This is a genomic window from Sulfitobacter noctilucicola, assembly GCF_000622385.1.
In the GTDB taxonomy this organism is placed as follows: Bacteria; Pseudomonadota; Alphaproteobacteria; order Rhodobacterales; family Rhodobacteraceae; genus Sulfitobacter; species Sulfitobacter noctilucicola.
Window position 1 is genome coordinate 3266593 of record NZ_JASD01000008.1, and the last position, 18462, is coordinate 3285054.

Annotated in this window: 16 protein-coding genes; 10 read left to right on the forward strand and 6 right to left on the reverse strand. The window is 57.4% G+C overall.

Annotated elements, in window-relative coordinates:
• The first annotated feature begins 38 nt into the window (after nt 1-38).
• Complete coding sequence (locus Z946_RS0119685) at nt 39-659, forward strand: thiamine phosphate synthase (RefSeq protein ID WP_025057427.1); 621 nt, start codon at nt 39-41, stop codon at nt 657-659.
• 43 nt (nt 660-702) lie between these two features.
• On the opposite strand, the gene Z946_RS0119690 is transcribed toward Z946_RS0119685, so the two are convergent.
• On the reverse strand, nt 703-1893 hold the full coding sequence (locus Z946_RS0119690) for a HupE/UreJ family protein (protein WP_025057428.1): 1191 nt from the start codon (nt 1891-1893) through the stop codon (nt 703-705).
• Here Z946_RS0119690 and Z946_RS0119695 point away from each other — a divergent pair.
• From Z946_RS0119695 to Z946_RS0119710, 4 genes are all read left to right on the forward strand, one after another.
• The gene (locus Z946_RS0119695; RefSeq protein ID WP_025057429.1) at nt 1892-2710 is read left to right on the forward strand and encodes a DUF4198 domain-containing protein; all 819 of its coding nucleotides are present in this window, start codon (nt 1892-1894) and stop codon (nt 2708-2710) included. The two genes, Z946_RS0119690 and Z946_RS0119695, sit on opposite strands and share 2 nt — an antisense overlap.
• Nucleotides 2711-2731: 21 nt before the next feature.
• Complete coding sequence (locus Z946_RS0119700) at nt 2732-3616, forward strand: PfkB family carbohydrate kinase (protein WP_025057430.1); 885 nt, start codon at nt 2732-2734, stop codon at nt 3614-3616.
• Nucleotides 3613-4536, forward strand: coding sequence for a pseudouridine-5'-phosphate glycosidase (locus tag Z946_RS0119705; RefSeq protein ID WP_025057431.1), 924 nt, complete (start codon nt 3613-3615; stop codon nt 4534-4536). The genes Z946_RS0119700 and Z946_RS0119705 overlap by 4 nt, the downstream gene beginning before the upstream one ends.
• A gap of 105 nt (nt 4537-4641) precedes the next feature.
• On the forward strand, nt 4642-5388 hold the full coding sequence (locus Z946_RS0119710; protein ID WP_025057432.1) for a DUF502 domain-containing protein: 747 nt from the start codon (nt 4642-4644) through the stop codon (nt 5386-5388).
• Nucleotides 5389-5422: 34 nt separating this feature from the next.
• Here the strand turns inward: Z946_RS0119710 and Z946_RS0119715 are convergent, their stop codons facing one another.
• Nucleotides 5423-6463, reverse strand: a complete 1041-nt coding sequence (locus Z946_RS0119715; RefSeq protein ID WP_025057433.1) for a patatin-like phospholipase family protein — start codon at nt 6461-6463, stop codon at nt 5423-5425.
• Between the two features lie 6 nt (nt 6464-6469).
• On the reverse strand, nt 6470-7243 hold the full coding sequence (locus Z946_RS0119720) for a 3-hydroxybutyrate dehydrogenase (RefSeq protein ID WP_193789252.1): 774 nt from the start codon (nt 7241-7243) through the stop codon (nt 6470-6472).
• A gap of 309 nt (nt 7244-7552) precedes the next feature.
• Between Z946_RS0119720 and Z946_RS0119725 the strand changes: the two genes are divergently transcribed.
• A complete protein-coding gene (locus Z946_RS0119725; RefSeq protein WP_174416560.1) occupies nt 7553-9388 on the forward strand; it encodes an extracellular solute-binding protein in 1836 nt (611 codons plus the stop codon).
• 77 nt (nt 9389-9465) lie between these two features.
• On the opposite strand, the gene Z946_RS0119730 is transcribed toward Z946_RS0119725, so the two are convergent.
• Nucleotides 9466-10089, reverse strand: coding sequence for a helix-turn-helix domain-containing protein (locus Z946_RS0119730; protein WP_025057436.1), 624 nt, complete (start codon nt 10087-10089; stop codon nt 9466-9468).
• A gap of 65 nt (nt 10090-10154) precedes the next feature.
• Between Z946_RS0119730 and Z946_RS0119735 the strand changes: the two genes are divergently transcribed.
• The 4 genes from Z946_RS0119735 to Z946_RS0119755 all read left to right on the forward strand — a co-directional run bounded on the left by Z946_RS0119735 (nt 10155) and on the right by Z946_RS0119755 (nt 14426).
• Nucleotides 10155-11654 (forward strand): class I adenylate-forming enzyme family protein, encoded by a 1500-nt coding sequence (locus Z946_RS0119735; protein ID WP_025057437.1) that lies wholly within the window; start codon nt 10155-10157, stop codon nt 11652-11654.
• Nucleotides 11651-12292: a DsbA family oxidoreductase gene (locus tag Z946_RS0119740; protein ID WP_025057438.1), complete on the forward strand. Its 642-nt coding sequence runs from the start codon at nt 11651-11653 to the stop codon at nt 12290-12292. Before Z946_RS0119735 ends, Z946_RS0119740 begins: the two co-directional genes overlap by 4 nt.
• Before the next feature lie 337 nt (nt 12293-12629).
• Complete coding sequence (locus Z946_RS20895; RefSeq protein WP_025057440.1) at nt 12630-13052, forward strand: adenylyltransferase/cytidyltransferase family protein; 423 nt, start codon at nt 12630-12632, stop codon at nt 13050-13052.
• 156 nt (nt 13053-13208) lie between these two features.
• Nucleotides 13209-14426 (forward strand): MFS transporter, encoded by a 1218-nt coding sequence (locus Z946_RS0119755; protein WP_037969324.1) that lies wholly within the window; start codon nt 13209-13211, stop codon nt 14424-14426.
• A 7-nt stretch (nt 14427-14433) separates the two neighbouring features.
• Here the strand turns inward: Z946_RS0119755 and mfd are convergent, their stop codons facing one another.
• Together mfd and Z946_RS0119765 are read right to left on the reverse strand one after the other, a co-directional pair.
• Nucleotides 14434-17889 (reverse strand): transcription-repair coupling factor, encoded by a 3456-nt coding sequence (gene mfd / locus Z946_RS0119760; protein ID WP_025057442.1) that lies wholly within the window; start codon nt 17887-17889, stop codon nt 14434-14436.
• A 31-nt stretch (nt 17890-17920) separates the two neighbouring features.
• Entirely contained in the window at nt 17921-18448 is a 528-nt protein-coding gene (locus Z946_RS0119765; RefSeq protein WP_025057443.1) for a hypothetical protein, read from the reverse strand.
• Between the last annotated feature and the right edge of the window lie 14 nt (nt 18449-18462).

The following is an 18462-nucleotide window of genomic DNA, read 5'->3' on the forward strand; positions in this document are numbered from 1 at the left end:
GCGCTAGTGCTGCGCGAAAGATGCCAAAGGATGCCATCATGGACACGCCAGAGACACCGCAGATCTACCTTATCACGCCGACCGATATCGAGCTGGGCAGCTACCCTGCACTTTTGGCCGATATTCTGGATACGACGGAGATTGCCTGCGTCCGCCTGAATTTGTCGAGCAAGGACGAAGACCGCGTGTCCCGCGCTGCTGACGCCTTGCGCGAAGTGACACATGCGCGTGATGTCGCTCTGGTCATCTCGGATCACATGTTGCTGGTTGAAAAGCTGGGGCTCGATGGCGTGCACCTTTCAGATGCTGCGCGTTCCGTACGCTATACCCGAAAGGAACTTGGCGACGATGCGATTGTCGGCAGCTTCTGCGGTCCGTCAAAACATGACGGCATGGCCGCTGGCGAAGGAGGCGCGGATTACGTGAGCTTTGGTCCGGTTCGCGCCGGCACATTGGGCGATGGCAGTTTTGCCGAAACTGATCTGTTCAAGTGGTGGTCAGAGGTGATCGAAGTGCCGGTGGTTGCCGAAGGTCTTTTGGATGCCGACATAATCCGTACCCTGACCCCCTACACCGACTTTTTTGGCGTTGGCGAAGAAATCTGGGCGCTGGATGATCCCAAAGCCGCACTTCAAGAACTTATAGCGGCAATGGGCTGACTTTAGGGTCGGGGATGCAGGGCGATACGCCCTGCCCCGTTTTTTACAGGAAGACGCGTTCAACCACCCACCATGCGCCGATGATGGCGATAATCAATGATCCGGTGATAGACACCGCGCGGAACATCACCGGGTATTCCCGAACTTCCTCTTCAATGCCGTCCAGTTTCGCCACACGCGCCGCGTGCAGCGCGATCCACAGCAGGATGGCGGCCATTGCGATCACTGTCAGCTGACCTACTTCAACGCCCACGTTAAAGCCGATCAATGCGGGAACGAATTGTCCTTCGGGCAATCCGAATTCGCCCAAAACCGAGGCAAAGCCCAACCCGTGCAGCAAGCCAAAGCCAAAGATCACGATCGGGCGCCAACGGCTCAGCCCCGGCGAAAAGATATTCTCGACCGCGACGTACACGATTGAGGCCGCAATTAATGGCTCCACGATCGAGCCCGGCACGTTGACCAACCCCAACGCTCCAAGCGCGAGTGTGACCGTGTGCGCAAGCGTAAATGCGGATACCTGCCACAAAAGCGGGCCAAGGTGGGTGGACAGGAAAAACAGGCCCAGGACGAACAGAATATGGTCCAGCCCCTGCGGCAGGATGTGGTCAAAGCCCACCGGAATATAGCTCACGAATGCCTGCCAGAATGTTTGCTCCGCGCCACCTGAAAGACTGATCTGCGGGCTGCTTTCGCCCCCTGCAAGGTAGCCTGTGAACGGCCCTTCAACGCCCTGCTGGCGCAAGACCATCGCCCCCGCCCCGTCGGGCCATGCGACCGTTACCGTTTGAGCATCTTCTGTGGTTGCTCCACTCAGGACCCATTCAGACACGCGTGGAAGTTCTATATCGACATCCTGCGGCACTGTGATTTTAACGCTATCCATCGAAACCGCTTCACCATCGACCGATACCAACGGCAGTGCATTCCAGCTTTCCAGCAGCTGCGGCGCGCGTGCGGCGATTTCGTCACCGGACAGCGCGCGCAAGGCATCGTAGTCGCTCGCGTTTTCGGCATCATTGGTATCATCCACAGCATCCAGATCGATACCGGCGAGAAAGGCCTCGAGGTTGATTTGAAGCACAAGTTCGGCCGTCCCGTCCGCTACAGTCAAATCACCGATTGTCGGCTGCACCTCATGCGCGCGCAGCCCGCTTGCAAAGCACAATGCCAGCGTTGACAATGCAGCAAGCAACGCCAGCTTGTAGGCGGTCATATTGAAGGTCTGTCTCATGTATCTCTCTCGATTATTTGCCGTCGCTGTGTCCCTGATCGCCCCTGTGGCGGCCCTGTCCCATGAATTCTGGATCGAACCGCTGAAGTATCAAGTCGATTCCGGGGAAACGCTACAGGCTAATTTCAAGAACGGACAGTTGTTCGAAGGAAATTCGCTGTCCTTTTTTGACCGCAGCTCTGCACGCTTTGAGATGATCGTAGACGGTAATGTGCAGGCACTGACGCCGCGTGCTGGCGATTCTCCGGCATTCGATGTGATTGCGCCTGAGCGCGACGCGCTGGTCACTGTGGTGCACGAAACAACCGCATCCAAATTGACCTACTCCGAATGGGAAAAATTTCTGAAGTTCGCTGAGCACAAGGATTTCACCAACGCTGCCGCAGATCACGCCGCAGCGGGCTGGCCGCAGGACAAGTTTCGCGAAAGTTATACCAGACACGCCAAGGCGCTCATCGCTGTGGGCAATGGTGAAGGAGCGGACGAAGCGGTCGGTATGGAGACTGAATTTGTCGCTATTACAAACCCTTACGCCTCGACCTTTGATAACAACATGAAGGTTTTGGTTCTCTACAAAGGCAAGCCGCGCGCGGATGCGCAGGTGGAAGTCTTTGATCGCTCACCAGATGACAGCGTGACAGTGACCCTGCACCGGACAGATGCCGATGGCATGGCAGTTGTGCCGGTTACCCCGGGTCACAGCTACTTGTTTGATGCGGTCGTGTTGCGCCCGGTGGCTGATCCCGTAGAAGGTCCCAACCCGCTTGTGTGGGAAACACTCTGGGCTGCGCTTACTTTTGCTGTGCCCGCTAAATGAACGACCAAGGCACATTGCATGATGACCCAGACGCCTGACATTCTTTGTATCGGTTCCGTTTTGTGGGACGTGATTGGCCGATCCGATGCGCAGATGCGACAAGGATCCGATATGCCCGGGCGCATTACACAGCTTCCGGGGGGTGTCGCACTTAATATCGGGATGGCCTTGTCACGCTTTGGTTTAACCCCCGCTTTACTGAGCGCGGTGGGCCGTGACACCCAAGGCGATGCCTTGATTACCGCTTGCAAAGCCCGTGGGCTAATTACCGACTATATCTACCGTTCCGATGATTTGCCGACAGATAAGTATATGGCAGTCGAGGGCGCGAACGGTCTGATCGCCGCAATCGCGGACGCGCATTCGCTTGAGGCTGCGGGAGACAAGATACTCCAGCCGCTGTCCGACGGTCTGCTCACTAGCCCCTACACCGGGGCTGTGGCCCTTGATGGCAACCTAACGCTGGATCTTTTAGGACAGATTGCACAAAGCCCGTTGCTGGCGCAGGCTGATCTGCGGGTGGCACCTGCTTCTCCCGGCAAGGCGATGCGTCTGATGCCGTTCATGCGGGCAAGCCGTGGCACGCTCTACGTGAACCTCGAAGAAGCGGGACTGCTTTGCCAGACGTCCTTTGACTCGTCAAAGGCAGCAGCAGAGGCAATGATGGGGCGCGGCGCGAAACGTGTTGTCGTGACCAGCGGTGCCGACCCCACAACAGTCGCGGACAAAGACGGCACCATCACCCAGTCGCCGCCACCCGTTACTGTTGCGCGGATTACCGGTGCCGGTGACACTTTCATGGCCGCACATATCGCATCCGAAATCAATGGCTTGGCAGCGGAAGAGGCGCTTCGCAGTGCACTTGATGCCGCCGCCCTCTATGTCTCAGGAGAGACCACAATATGACGTCCTTCCCACTTACGTTCAGCGCCGAAGTCGCACAGGCCCGCAAAGCGGGCACGCCAGTTGTGGCGCTGGAAAGCACCATCATCACCCACGGTATGCCCTATCCGCAGAACCTTGAGGTTGCACGCTTGGTCGAGGCGGATGTCCGCGACGCAGGTGCCACACCGGCCACCATCGCGGTCATAGACGGGGCGTTGCACATCGGTCTCGATCCGGAACAGTTGAGCACGCTTGCGCAGGCCAAAGGGGTTGCCAAGCTGAGCCGTGCAGACATGGCGGTGTGTATCGCTGCAGGCCGCACCGGCGCGACAACAGTCGCGGCGACAATGATCGCCGCCCATATGGCGGGTATCGCGGTCTTTGCGACCGGCGGCATCGGCGGTGTCCACAAAGGCGCCGAAGACAGCTTCGATATCTCTGCCGATCTGATGGAGTTGGCCCAGACCCCTGTCACCGTGGTCGCCGCTGGTGCCAAGGCAATCCTTGACGTTGCAAAAACGCTTGAGGTTCTTGAAACCCAAGGCGTGCCGGTCATTGCCTACGGGCAAGACAGCTTTCCCGCGTTCTGGTCCGCGGCGTCCTCCTTGCGCGCCCCTTTGCGCCTTGATGATCCGGCTCTTATTGCGCGTGCGCATCAAATTCGGGCCGAGATGGGATTGCCGGGCGGCCAATTGGTTGCCAATCCCATCCCGACCGAGGCGGAAATTCCAGCTGAGGAACTGGCACCGGTGATAGCCAAAGCGCAAGCGGATGCGACGTCCCACGGGATCACCGGAAAACAGGTTACTCCTTACCTGCTACAAAGGATATTCGAGCTGACCGAAGGGCGGTCTTTGACGGCAAACATTGCGCTGGTACGCAACAATGCACGTCTTGCGGCCAAGATTGCGTCGTCGTTGCACATAAATGATGCGTCATAGTTAACGTCAGAGACGTTTCCTCGCTAAAATCGCGGGGGTCGCCATTGCCGGGCCATAGCAAAGCCCCTACTTGTTTATGATGCTCTTAACGGACCAAAGCCCTCTATGAACACGCCTTTTGACGTTGATCCCGCACCTGCCCCACGCCGCAGCCTGATGGGGTCTTTGCGGGCCTCTTTCCTGACGGGTCTTGTCGTAATCGCGCCAGTCGGGCTGACGATCTGGCTGATATGGTCTGTTGTCGGCTGGATCGATGGGTTCGTGCTGCCCTTGGTGCCGAACGCCTATCACCCCGACCGCATGTTGCAGGACTTTCTCGGTCTTGATCCGTCCTCACAGATCAATGTGCGCGGTCTCGGGGTTGTTATTTTCCTTATGTTCACGATCATTGTGGGCTGGATGGCGAAAGGTTTTATCGGACGCTCGCTGATCCGCTCTGCCGAAAGCCTTGTGGAGCGTACACCGGTTGTGCGGACAATCTATTCCGGCATCAAACAGATATCCGAGACAATCTTTGCCCAATCAGAGCGCAGTTTTGAGAAAGCCTGCCTGATCGAATATCCGCGACGGGGTATCTGGGCGCTTGGGTTTATTTCGACCGATGCGAAAGGCGAAGTCGCCACCAAGACAGGTGCGCCGGATGAGGCGATGGTTTCTGTCTTTCTGCCAACAACGCCTAACCCGACATCAGGCTTTTTGTTGTTCTTTCCTAAATCAGACGTGATCGAACTGGAGATGAGCGTTGAAGACGCGGCCAAGCTGGTGATTTCAGCGGGCCTTGTCTATCCGGGTGGCAAAGGCGAGGCAGAAGCAAAACTGGCGGCGCTGGAACCGAATGACAGCGCAGCCTGAGGTACTAGCGGCTCGCGCCTTCCTTCTCAGCGCATCAAGAGAACATTGCCCGCAGATCGATACTGCTTTCCTTACCGATTTTCGACGAATGACTGTTCAGAAACTTTTCAGCCGCGTTTTGACCTGCGTACTTCAACGTAGAGATGATGGCAGGGTTCGGTACAGTTTTGGTGGTGACCGACAATTGTTCCATCAAATGATCATCCGCGATCATGTGGACGCGCACGCGCGCCATGCTATCAGATTGAATTTTTCCCTCGTCCAATAAGCGCTGTACGAAATCAATCGCCCGCAACTCTCGCAACAGGCTGGAGTTGAAGCTGATTTCGTTGATCCGGTTCTGAATTTGCTTCGGCGTGACCGGGAGGTCTTCACGCTCCAGCGGATTGATGTTGATCACGACGATGTCGCCGGGCAGATCGTCTGCAAACAGCGGGAAGAGTGCCGGATTGCCGGTGTACCCGCCGTCCCAGAATGCCTCGACCCGACCGGTTTCGCTGTCGTCAATCTCCACCGCCTTAAAAAGCGTGGGCAGGCAGGCCGATGCCATAATTGGATCCGGACCGATTTCATCGCCTGAAAACACCCTGATCTTGCCGTTGCGCACACGTGTGGCACAGATGAACAACTGCGGATCAATGCCGTTGCAAACCCGCTCATAATCGAACTGGGAAACGATATCGCTCAGCGGATTACGGTAGAATGGCCCGTAGCTGTAGGGTGACATCAGGTGCGCAATGGAATCCGCCATCGTTACCGGCCAGCTGTACTCCATCGCTTGGCTTAGCGTGCCCGCGCCGATGGGATGCAACCACTGGGTAAGCCCAAGGTCGGTTACACCGGCCACCTGATTCCACAGCCATTCAAGGTTCTCACGCGCACCTTCAGCACCCCCCGTGACCCAACCGGCCTTGAGCGCAGCTCCGTTTAACGCACCAGCGGAAGTGCCTGATATACCTGCGATTTCGATTTCCGGCTCTTGCAGAAGGCGGTCAAGAACGCCCCAAGTGAAAGCACCGTGCGCGCCCCCGCCCTGAAGGGCGAGGTTGATCCGTAGTTTTGATGTGCCTGCCATGTGCTGTTACAGCGCCGTCCAGCCGCCATCGACGCTGATGGTCGTGCCGGTAATCTGTGATGCCGCGTCCGAACACAAGAACGTCGCGGTGCCGCCGAGCTGCTCTGTCGTGGCGAACTCTTTTGAAGGTTGGCGTTGCAGGATTACCTGATCCAGCACTTCTTCGCGGCTCATGTCGTATTCCTTCATCGTATCGGGAATTTGTTTTTCCACGATTGGCGTCAGCACGTAGCCCGGACAGATCGCATTGCATGTGATCGGCTCTTTCGCGGTTTCAAGCGCCGTCACCTTTGTCAGGCCCACCACACCGTGCTTGGCCGCCACATAGGCCGCCTTGTACGGTGACGCTGTCAGACCATGCGCAGAGGCGATATTGATGACCCTGCCCCAACCGAACTGGCGCATCTTGGGCAGTGCGGCAGCTGTTGTATGAAAGGCAGAGCTCATGTTGATGGCAATAATCGCGTCCCATTTCTCCTGAGGAAACTCGGGGATGGGTGCCACATGCTGGATACCAGCGTTATTGACCAGGATATCACAGCGCCCCGCTTGGGTGATCAGGTTGCGGCACTGATCGCCTTTGGACATATCGGCTTGAATGTAGCGCGCCGTCACGCCCGTTTCATCCGTGATCTTTTGGGCCAGCGCATGGTCATCTTCATCGTCGGTGAATGAATTGAGAACTACGTTTGCACCGGCGCGGGCAAATTCCCATGCGATCCCCAACCCGATCCCGGAATTGGAACCCGTGATAACGGCAGTTTTGCCGGCCAGATCAATCGTGAAAGCCATTGGAAATCTCCTGTTGTTGTTTGCCACGCCTATCACGTAGGGCGTCTGTGTCGATAGAAACGCCACACGCTGCACGGTGCTCGCCATCAAAACATACAAAAAGAGCAAAAAAAAACGCCAGCACGAAGCTGGCGTTAAGTTATTGAGGCAGGTTTCATACAGGCAAGAAACCTATCGAGCAGTGACCCCTTTATAAGAGATCATCCGCCTTTCGCCAAGTATAAAGTTTGAACTGGACGCCTGCCGACATTAACCATAGGCCCAAGAAAACAAGGGCAGCGCGAGATTGTTTCGAATATGGCACTGAATTTTTTCCAAAAGCTGCGGGGCGTTGTGGCGCTTTCTTCACTGATTCTGGCGACGGGATTCGTGCAGGCCGAACCGATGCACGGGATATCTATGTACGGAGAGCCCGCCCTTCCACCGGATTTTGTGTCCCTGCCCTATACCAACCCGAATGCACCCAAGGGCGGTGCCATCACGCTGGGCAATACGGGCGGCTTTGACAGTCTCAATCCGTTCGTGCGCAAAGGGACGGTGCCGTGGCAGCTCCAGTTTTTCACCCACGAGAGCCTGATGGGCCGATCCTGGGATGAACCTTTCACGCTTTATGGCCTGCTCGCCGAATCGGTAGAGGTATCAGACGCACGCGATTGGGTTGAATTCACGCTCCGTCCCGAGGCTGCGTTCTCGGACGGCACCCCTGTCACCGTCGAGGATGTTCTGTTCTCTTACGAGTTGCTGGGGACTGAAGGACATCCGCGTTACAGTGGTCTTTATACCCAGATCGACAAGATGGAGGCGACTGGCCCGCGCAGCGTCCGCTTTTCATTCAAGGGTGACAACCGCGAACTGGCGTTGCTGGCAGGGATGCGTCCGATCTTGTCAAAGGCGCAATGGGAAGGCCGCGATTTTGCCAATGCGCCATTGGCGGAGATACCGCTTGGCACAGGCCCCTACACTGTTAGCAGCTTCGATGCAGGCCGTCGTGTGACGCTGACCCGCAATCCCGATTACTGGGGGGCAGATGTGCCCTTCCGGCGCGGCACCCACAACTTTGACCAGATCACGCTGGATTTCTACGGTGACGCGAACGTGCTGTTCGAGGCCTTTAAGGCAGGCGAGATATCGGCTGGCCGCGAATTCAACGCCGAACTGTGGGCGACGCAGTACAACTTTCCGGCCGTCCAGCGGGGCGAGGTAATCAAATCCACGTTCCCACACCGCAAACCATCCGGCATGACCGGATTTGTGATGAACACCCGTCGTGCACCGTTTGACGACTGGCGGGTGCGGGATGCGCTGATCCATGCGTTCAACTTCGAATTCATCAATGAGACGCTAACGGGCGGTGCCTTGCCGCGCATCACGTCCTACTTCTCCAACTCGGACCTTGCGATGCGCACCGGTCCAGCCGAGCCGGATGTTGCGGCATTGCTGACACCCTCTGCTGAAGATCTGCCCAACGGCGCACTTGAGGGCTATGCGCTGCCTGTCTCTGACGGGTCTGCCCGCAACCGCGCAGGTATCCGCAAGGCGATGGCCCAGCTTGAAGCGTCGGGGTATTCTGCGGCGGATGGTAAAATGCGGGGGCCGGACGGGACTGCGCTGGCTTTCAGCATTCTTGTCTCAAAAGGCAGCGCGCAGGATTTCTCGAATTCGGAAAAAGCGGCAGAGCTTTATGTGCGTGCCCTTGAACGCCTCGGGATTGATGCAAAGGTCGAGCTGGTGGACAGCGCACAGGTGGTTGAGCGGCTGAGTACCTTCGATTTCGACATCACGACCTTTCGTCGCGCCCTGTCCCTTAGTCCCGGCACGGAGCAGCGTTTCTATTGGGGGTCTGATGCCGCCATGCAGGATGGCTCCCGTAACATGATGGGTGTCCAAAGCGCTGCTATCGACGCGATGATCGATACGATGCTTAGTGCGCGTGCCGCCGAAGACTTCACCAGTGCCACGCGGGCTTTGGACAGGTTACTGACCGCCGGGCGCTATGTGATCCCGATCTGGCAGTTCAATGAAGGGCTGATCGCACACCGGGCAACGATGAAATATCCCGATAAGATACCTCTCTACGGGGATGGGCCAAATTACATGCCGGAAGTCTGGTGGCACGAAGACGCAACACAATAGGTGAGCGGGTGTCCGAGACTGGCGCGGGGATCGGCAAAGGGGGATTCATGCGGGTTGGCAACCGCGATCGACCCTGTTTACACGAGTGAAGTGACCCACAGGATCGTCGCATCTTCGGCGCTGGTCGAAACCACGTTATGTCCCATGGTCGCGTCGTAGTAGGCGCTGTCGCCACGCCGCAGCTCGACGGGTTCGTAGAACTCGGTAAACAAGCGCACCACACCGGTCAGCACATAGAGGAACTCTTCCCCGTCGTGCCGCACCCAGCCTTCAAATTCGTCCATCGAGCGCGCACGCACGCGGGCGCGGTAAGGCAGCATCTGCTTTTTGCGCAGCGTGTCGCCCAAAAGCTCGTGCTCGTACGTCGTGGTGGCTTTGGCTGATCCCTCACCAGATTTTGTCACGGCCATACGGCCATTGATCTTTTCCGCCGCCGGAGGTGTGAAAAGCTGCGGCACGGAAATCTCAAGTCCGACGGCCAGCTTTTTCAGCGCGTCATAGGTCGGCGACATCTGCCCGTTCTCGATTTTGCTTAGCGTTGATCGGGCCAGACCTGCCTGCCGTGCGGCTTGCTCAAGGGTCCAGCCGCGTGCCTTGCGCAACTCGCGGACGCGTGCACCTAGATCAACGGGCGGAGCGGAATCCGTTTCACCGCTTTCGCGGGCAATCCGGATCATGTTTGAGGGTGCGCTTTCAGTCATAGATGCTCCTATAGCTGTCCACCGCAAACCTTGCAACGCAGGCTAGGTTGGGCTAGCGCGTGATTATGACTTCGAACGCTGTCTCTGACCCGTCTTTCAATCTTGCGGCCTATGTTCTTGAAGCAGGCAGCCGGACCCCTGAAAAGGTGGCCTTGTCCCTGCTTGACGGGGAAGCGCATGAAGACTGGACCTACGAACAACTAATCGCGGCAGTGCGCGGCACAGCGACGGGGTTGCTTGAGACAGGGCTGATGCCGGGTGACCGCGTACTGATGCGTCTTGGCAATACGCCGGACTTTCCGGTGGCTTATTTGGCGGCCCTTGCGGCAGGTTTGGTCCCGGTCCCCACTGCCGCCGCTTTGACAGCGCAGGAAATCTCTAAAATCCTGCCACAGCTCAAGCCGCGTGCCATTTTGCATGATCCGGCAGTCCCCTGTCCGGACAGTGATACTATAATCACCCTCGACGCACTGCGCGCCATGCGCGACCTGCCGCCTTCAGCTTATCACATGGCCGATGCGAACCGTCTGGGCTATATCATCTACACCTCTGGCACCTCTGGCAAAGCGACGGCTGTCATGCATGCGCACCGTGCGATTACAGCACGGCGTATGATGTTTGACGGTTGGTACGGCTTGCAGGAGGACGACCGCGTTCTGCACGCGGGTGCGTTTAACTGGACCTATACACTGGGTACCGGTTTGATGGACCCGTGGACCATGGGAGCCACCGCTCTTATCCCGGTTGCAGAAACCGAAGCAACAACCCTGCCCGCGCTGATCGCGTCCCACAAAGCGACCATATTCGCTGCAGCACCGGGTGTTTACCGCCAAATGCTGCGCGATCAGGCTCCGTTATACCTTCCACATTTGCGGCACGGTCTGAGTGCCGGAGAAAAGATGACCGCACTGGTGCGCGAAACATGGGGCGAGGTGACAAACACGCCGGTGTTCGAGGCGTTTGGCATGTCCGAATGCTCAACCTTTGTTTCAGGAAGTCCCCAGACCCCTGCGAAAGAAGGTGCCATTGGCACAGCGCAACCGGGGCGCAAGGTCGTGATCCATACCGCTAAAGGCGACGCGCGTCCAAATACACCGGGCACAATTGCCATTCACCGGTCTGATCCGGGCCTGATGCTTGGATATCTTGACGATCCCGCCCTCACGGCCTCCAAATTTGACGGCGACTGGTTTCTCACCGGCGATCAGGGGATGATGGATGCAGACGGGCAAATCACCTATGTGGGCCGCACCGATGACATGATGAACGCAGGCGGCTTCCGCGTGTCTCCGCTTGAGGTCGAAGAAACCTTGCTGAACGCGCCCGGCGTGACAGGCATCGGGGTGACCGAGGTAGAGGTGAAAAAAGGCACAAACGTTATCGCAGCGTTCTACACTGCCGCAGCACCGATCAAGGAATACACGCTGACAGATTTCGCCAGCGCCGAGCTGGCGCGGTATAAGCAACCAAGACTTTACATTCACGTCGATGCCTTGCCGACCGGCGGCAACGGCAAACTGCAACGCGCCGCTTTGCGTGCTCTCTACAAGGCCTCCCGCTCATGACCAAAACGATCAAGCTTGATATCATGTCCGATCCGATTTGCCCCTGGTGCTATATCGGAAAGGCGCATCTGGACGTTGCTTTGGCGGACCATCCCGACCATCCTTTTGTGATCGAATGGCATCCCTTCCAGCTAAACCCCGACATGCCGGCCGAAGGCATGGGGCGGCGCGAATATCTGGAAGGTAAATTCGGTGGCAAAGAGGGTGCTGTGCGTGCTTATGCACCCGTGGTGGAGCATGCAGCGCAGGCGGGGCTCAGCATCAATTTCGAGGCCATGAAGCGCACGCCAAACACACTGAATGCGCACCGACTGATCCACTGGGCAGGCATCGAAGGACGTCAGACCGCTGCCGTCGCGGCCCTGTTCAAAGCATATTTCGTGGATGCCCGCGACATCGGTGACACCGAAGTGCTGGCAGATATTGCGGATAGCATTGAGATGGACGCGGCGGTTGTCACGCGACTGCTGGCCTCAGACGTGGATGCGCAGGATATTCGCGACCGCGATGCGCATAGCCGCAAGGTTGGTGTGAATTCTGTGCCTACATTTATCGTCGGCAGTAAGCACGCAGTGCCGGGTGCGCAGCCCCCTGAACTTTGGGCGAAAGTCATCGCAGAACTGGCCTCCGCCGACTGAAACTTCCGCGCAGGCTGCTTTTCAAAACTATGGTATTCGCGCCACAGCGGATATCTGACGCACAGGATTGGGTTTACCACGGTGCAATTGCTGCCGTACGATTCCACCCATAGGGGGCATTAGACCCTCGGGCAGAATATAGTGGGCAGATGGCTTTTAAGCAGGCGGTACCGGACGCGGTAAACAGAATACGTGTATCCCGAATAAAGTGTGACTTTCAGTCCGGCACTACCCGCTTCGTCGCGCGTTTGGCACCGGACGGCCAAACAAGCGGTGTCAAAGCGATTTGGCGCAATGAGATTGGCAAGGCCGAATATACGCCCGCACGGTTGCGCACGTGATCGGCGCGGCCCTCCCTCCTCGCGTAATCTTGACATATGGTCGGTTCGACATGTTCTGTCAGGATCATATCCGGTTTCTGCGTGACGTGTCGCGTATGGGAACGGAACTTATCGTCGGATGCACCACAGATGCGCATGCGCAACAAAACGGTGCGGATTGTGAGATGTCATTCGATCAACGGCGCGCCCTGCTGGAAAGCTGCCGCTATGTTTCAAGGGTAATCCCAGAGACAGACATCGCGCAGAAACGCACCGACATCGTGAACTACAACGTTTGCGCATTGGTCATGGGGACCGAACATCGCGGGCGTCTGGATACGCTTCAGGATGTGGCTCAGGTGTTATATCTGCCGCGTCGCACGCCTGTCGCACAGACGCGGATCGACACCAGAGCACGAAAATGGAAGGCAATCGCCTGAAACGGCGACCACCCTTTCTTTAATCCATCTTGCCAATATCTTACGCACAGTCTTCGATTTAGCTGGTCCGGGGATTGTAGCCCGCTCAACCTTCGGTTAGCTCTGACGCCAAGGCGCGTCAGATTTGTGGCGCCCGGCTAAAATCGGAGCGCGCACATGCCACATTCCTCCTTCTTGATGAGCCGTCTGGAATTTATCCTCCTGATTGCGGTGATGTTTGCAATTGTCGCATTTTCTATCGACTCAATGCTGCCTGCCCTGCCCGAGATCGCCGCAGAATTGACACCGGAAGATGCGAACCGCGCGTCCCTGATCCTCACCTCCTTCGTGCTGGGCATGGGGATTGGCACATTCATCGCAGGGCCGCTCTCTGACGCTTACGGGCGACGCCGGATTATCGCGGTCGGGATCGGGATCTATATCGTTTCGGCAGCAGTGGCATGGGCCAGCTCAAGCATCGAGGTGATGCTGATTGCACGTCTGTGTCAGGGGATCGGCGCGGCAGGTCCGCGGATCGTCTCTGTCGCTGTGGTCCGCGATCTGTTTGCCGGCCGCGAGATGGCAAAGATTGTGTCTGTTGTCATGATGGTATTCACGCTCATTCCGGCCTTTGCCCCTATGATGGGCGCCTTCATCATTGACGGCTTTGGCTGGCGCGCGATCTTTCTGGCATTCGTTCTGTTCGCCAGCTTTGCCGCAATCTGGATGGGATTGCGCCTGCCAGAAACGCTTGCCCCGACTGCCCGCCGTCCTATGCGGTTTTCATTGATCATCGCCGCCTTGGGGGAAATCTTTGCAAACCCTTCTGTTCGGGTTTCCATCCTTGTGCAGACGCTGGCCATGGCCATGCTTTTCAGCATTCTGCTGATGGTGCAGCCTATATATTATGAGGTTTTTGACCGTGCAGAGAGCTTCCCCTACTGGTTCTGCATTGTGGGCCTGCTCGCGGGATCAGCAAGCCTGCTGAACGCGGTTCTTGTGGTGCGTCTGGGTATGCGCTTTCTGGTGACTGCAACATTGGCTGCGCAGATTGTCATCTCGTCGCTGATGCTTGGCCTCGACCTTGCCTCCCTGCCCGACCCTTATGGCTTTGCCGCTTTTGTTGTGTTCCAAACTGGTCTGTTCTTTCAGGCGGGATTAACACTGGGCAACCTCAATGCCATCGCGATGGAGCCTATGGGCCATATCGCAGGCATTGCTGCCTCTGTTGTCGCGGCTGTTTCCACCACACTGGCTGCCGCACTCGCATCGCCCGTCGGCTTGATGTTCGACGGCACAATTCAACCGCTTGTGGCAGCAATTCTCTTGTTTGCTGTGCTTGGATTTCTCCTGATGCTGTATCTGGGGCGCATCGAGAAACGGGCCGGCCTGTAGCCCCAATTCAAGCTTTCTTCTTGGCTTTCTCTTTCGCGATAACATGCTCTGCCAAATCGCGTGCGATGGCAAAGCCGCCTTTGATCTTGTCTGCGTCCGTCTTCCAGTCGCGGCGCACGACAATTTTGTTGTCCTTCACCTTTGCCAATCCGCGCTGGTCCTGAATAAACTGCACCAACCCCTCGGGTGAGGCGAATTTATCGTTGTGGAACTGAACCGTGGCACCTTTGGGTCCGCCATCGAGCTTGGAGATACCCGCGCGTTTACACATCGCCTTGATCCGAACAACCAACATCAGTGTATTCACCTCTTTGGGCAAAGGCCCGAAGCGGTCAATCAGTTCGGCCGCAAAGCCCTCAAGCTCCACTTTCGTGCTGAGGCCCGACAAGCGGCGGTAAAGTCCCAACCGCACATCCAAATCAGGCACATATGCCTCCGGGATCAGGACAGGCACACCAAGATTGATTTGTGGCGCCCATTGCTCATCCGCTTCTGAAAGACCTTCCATCTGGCCCGACTTGATCTTGGCAATCGCCTCCTCAAGCATGGACTGGTACATCTCGAAGCCCACATCGCGCATCTGGCCCGACTGTTCTTCGCCCAGCAGGTTACCGGCACCTCGGATGTCCATGTCCTGACTGGCAAGGGTAAAGCCTGCACCAAGGGTATCAAGGCTTCCCAAAACGCGCAGACGTTTCTCTGCCAAGGGAGTCAGCTTGGAACGCGGTTTGGTGGTCAAATAGGCATAGGCGCGGGTTTTGGAGCGGCCCACCCGCCCCCTGATCTGATAAAGCTGTGCCAGACCAAACATATCCGCACGGTGCACGATCATCGTATTCGCCGTCGGGATATCGAGGCCCGATTCAACAATCGTCGTTGCAAGCAGGATATCGAATTTGCCATCGTAGAAGGCATTCATGCGATCATCAAGCTCACCCGCCGCCATCTGGCCGTGCGCGACTACATAAGTCAGCTCCGGCAGTTGTTCCTTCAGGAAGTTCTCAATCTCGGGCAAATCGGAAATGCGCGGAACCACATAAAAGCTCTGCCCGCCGCGATAATGCTCGCGCAGGAGAGCCTCGCGGAGGGTCACCGTATCGAATTCGCTGACGTAGGTGCGGATTGCCAGTCGGTCCACGGGGGGCGTGCCGATGATGCTCAAATCCCGCACACCTGTAAGCGACAACTGCAATGTGCGCGGGATCGGCGTCGCGGTCAGTGTCAAAACGTGAATATCAGTCCGCAAAGATTTCAGCCGTTCCTTGTGCTGCACGCCAAAATGCTGCTCTTCGTCAATGACGAGCAACCCAAGGTTTTGGAACTTGATACCCTTGGCCAGCAGCGCATGTGTGCCGATTACGATATCAACGGTACCTTTGGCCATGCCGTCTTTGGTCGCCGCCGCCTCCTTGGCGCTGACAAACCGGCTCAGCGTGCGCACTTCGATCGGGAAGCCGCGGAACCGCTCGGCGAAGCTCTTGTAGTGCTGGCGCGCCAGCAACGTTGTTGGTGCGATCACCGCGACCTGTACGCCGGACATCGCGGCGATGAACGCGGCACGCATGGCAACTTCGGTTTTACCAAAACCCACGTCTCCGCAAACCAATCGGTCCATCGGGTTTCCGCTAGTCATGTCATCGACCACATCCGCAATCGCGCGGAGCTGATCGTCAGTCTCGTTGTAAGGGAAACGTGCGGCGAAGGCGTCCCACATGCCTGGTGGTGGCTCCAGTACCGGCGCACGGCGCAGGGCGCGTTCTGCCGCGATACGGATCAGCTTGTCCGCCATCTCGCGAATACGTTCTTTGAGTTTGGCTTTCTTGGATTGCCATGCGCCACCGCCCAGCTTGTCCAGCAACCCTTCCTCATGCCCGTATTTGGACAACAGCTCGATGTTCTCGACCGGCAGATAAAGCTTTGAGTTCTCCGCGTACTCCAGCAACAGGCATTCGTGCGCGGCGCCGGCGGCGGTGATAACCTCCATCCCCAGATAGCGACCGATACCGTGATCCACATGCACAACCAGGTCGCCGGGGCTAAGGCTCTGCGCTTCGGTCAGGAAATTGTCGGCGCGTTTCTTTCGCTTTGGCCCCCTGATAAGGCGATCACCAAGCACGTCTTGCTCGGATATCACGGTCATATTCTTGGCTTCAAAGCCATGTTCCAGCGGCCAGACAGCCAGATGCAGCCCGCGCTTTCCTATCCGCGTGGCGTTCGGTATCGGAATCGCCTCCGAGACACCTTCATCTTCGATCAGGCCGGTCAGGCGCTCGCGTGCGCCTTCGGAATAGCTTGCGATCACGACAGGCCCATCCTGAAGCTTCGCTTTAATATGTTCTGCCAAGGCACCGAAAAGGCTGATGGATTCCTGCTGTCGTTCCGGTGCAAAGCTTCGCCCGATGCGCGCGCCCGCGTCAAGAACATTCGGTCCTGTCGGTTGTGGCAGAGGATTGAACTGTATGACGCGGTGATCGGCCGTTGCCAACAACCACGCCTCATCCGTCAGGTACAGACCTTCCGGCGGTGCCGGCTTATAGACGCTGTCCATCTTGGACCGGTTGGCCATGGCGAGGCGGCGTGTCTCGTATTGGTCGGCGATGCTGTCCCAGCGCGCCAGCCGCGATGCGATTACCTGGTCATCCAACGTGATCGCGGCCTGCGGGGCGTAGTCAAAAAGCGTGTCCATTTCATCGTGAAAGAATGCCAGCCAATGCTCTGCGCCTTGGTGCTTACGCCCCGCACTGATCGCCTCGTACAGGGGATCATCCGTGCCTGCGGCCCCGAATTCGATGCGGTAATTCTGTCGGAATCGTGTAATTGCAGGCTCATCCAGAATGACCTCGGACACCGGCGCGAGCTCGACCACATCCAGTTTTTCTGTGGTGCGCTGGGTGGCTGGATCAAAGCGTCGCGCCCCGTCCAGCACATCCCCGAAAAGATCAAGGCGTACCGGTCCCAGATCACCCGGCGGATAAATGTCGATGATGCCACCCCGAATGGCATAGTCCCCCGGCTCCATGACCGTTGGGCTTTGTACAAAACCCATCCGCACAAGAAAGGCGCGCAATCCCGCTTCGTCCACGCGGCTTCCCACCTTGGCGGACCAGGCAGCATCGCGCAGGACGCTGCGGGCTGGCACGCGCTGGGTAGCTGCGTTCAAGGTGGTCAGAAGAATGAACTTCTCTGGCATGCCGTGGACCAAAGCAGCAAGCGTTGCCATACGCTGTGCCAAAATGTCGGCGTTTGGCGACACGCGGTCATATGGCAAACAATCCCACCCCGGAAAGGTCACGACAGGCATGTCGGGTGCGAAAAATGCAAGTGCGGCTTGCATCGCTGCCATCCGTTTGTCGTCGCGGGCCACGTGCACCACAGGATTGCCACGGGCAACCTCATCCAGCACAGCGCGTGCATCAAAGCCTTCAGGCACTCCGGAGAGCGTAATTTTCGAGATATCTACCATGGCAGGTGAATTGGACTAAAGACCGGCGCTGTCAACCGCCCAATGGTCCGAGCGAGACATTCTGGTACATCCCCCAGAGTGCAGTCACAAAAATTGAGATCATGCCGATGATCTGGGTATAGAGCCGGTGCCGGTTGAGCCGCTTGTAAAGTCGCTCGCCCCCTTCATCATCTGCAAGGATCAGCCGTGCAGTTGAAAGGCTCAGCATCCCGACCAGCGACAGGGGAAATGCCAGCAGAAAGACAGCTTGAGCAAACTCCAACTGATACACAAAGCCCAAAAGCGCCAACGTGGTCAGGAAGAAGCAGGCAAACCCCGCAAGCCAAAGGCCTGAGACATGACCGATATAAAGCAACCGGTTCACGTTAATGCGCACCATATCTTCCAGATCGACTTCTGCCTGATCCCCATGCCTGCGCGCCCTCAGCACCATGTCGTAGGGCACGCCCAGCACCCAATGGCTGGCGGTCGACCAGACCACAGCAAGAACAATCCAGAACCAAAGGTTCGAGAAAGAGCGCATGTCGATCAGCTCAAAAAGGGTTTGATACCAGTCCAAAACAGGCCTCATCA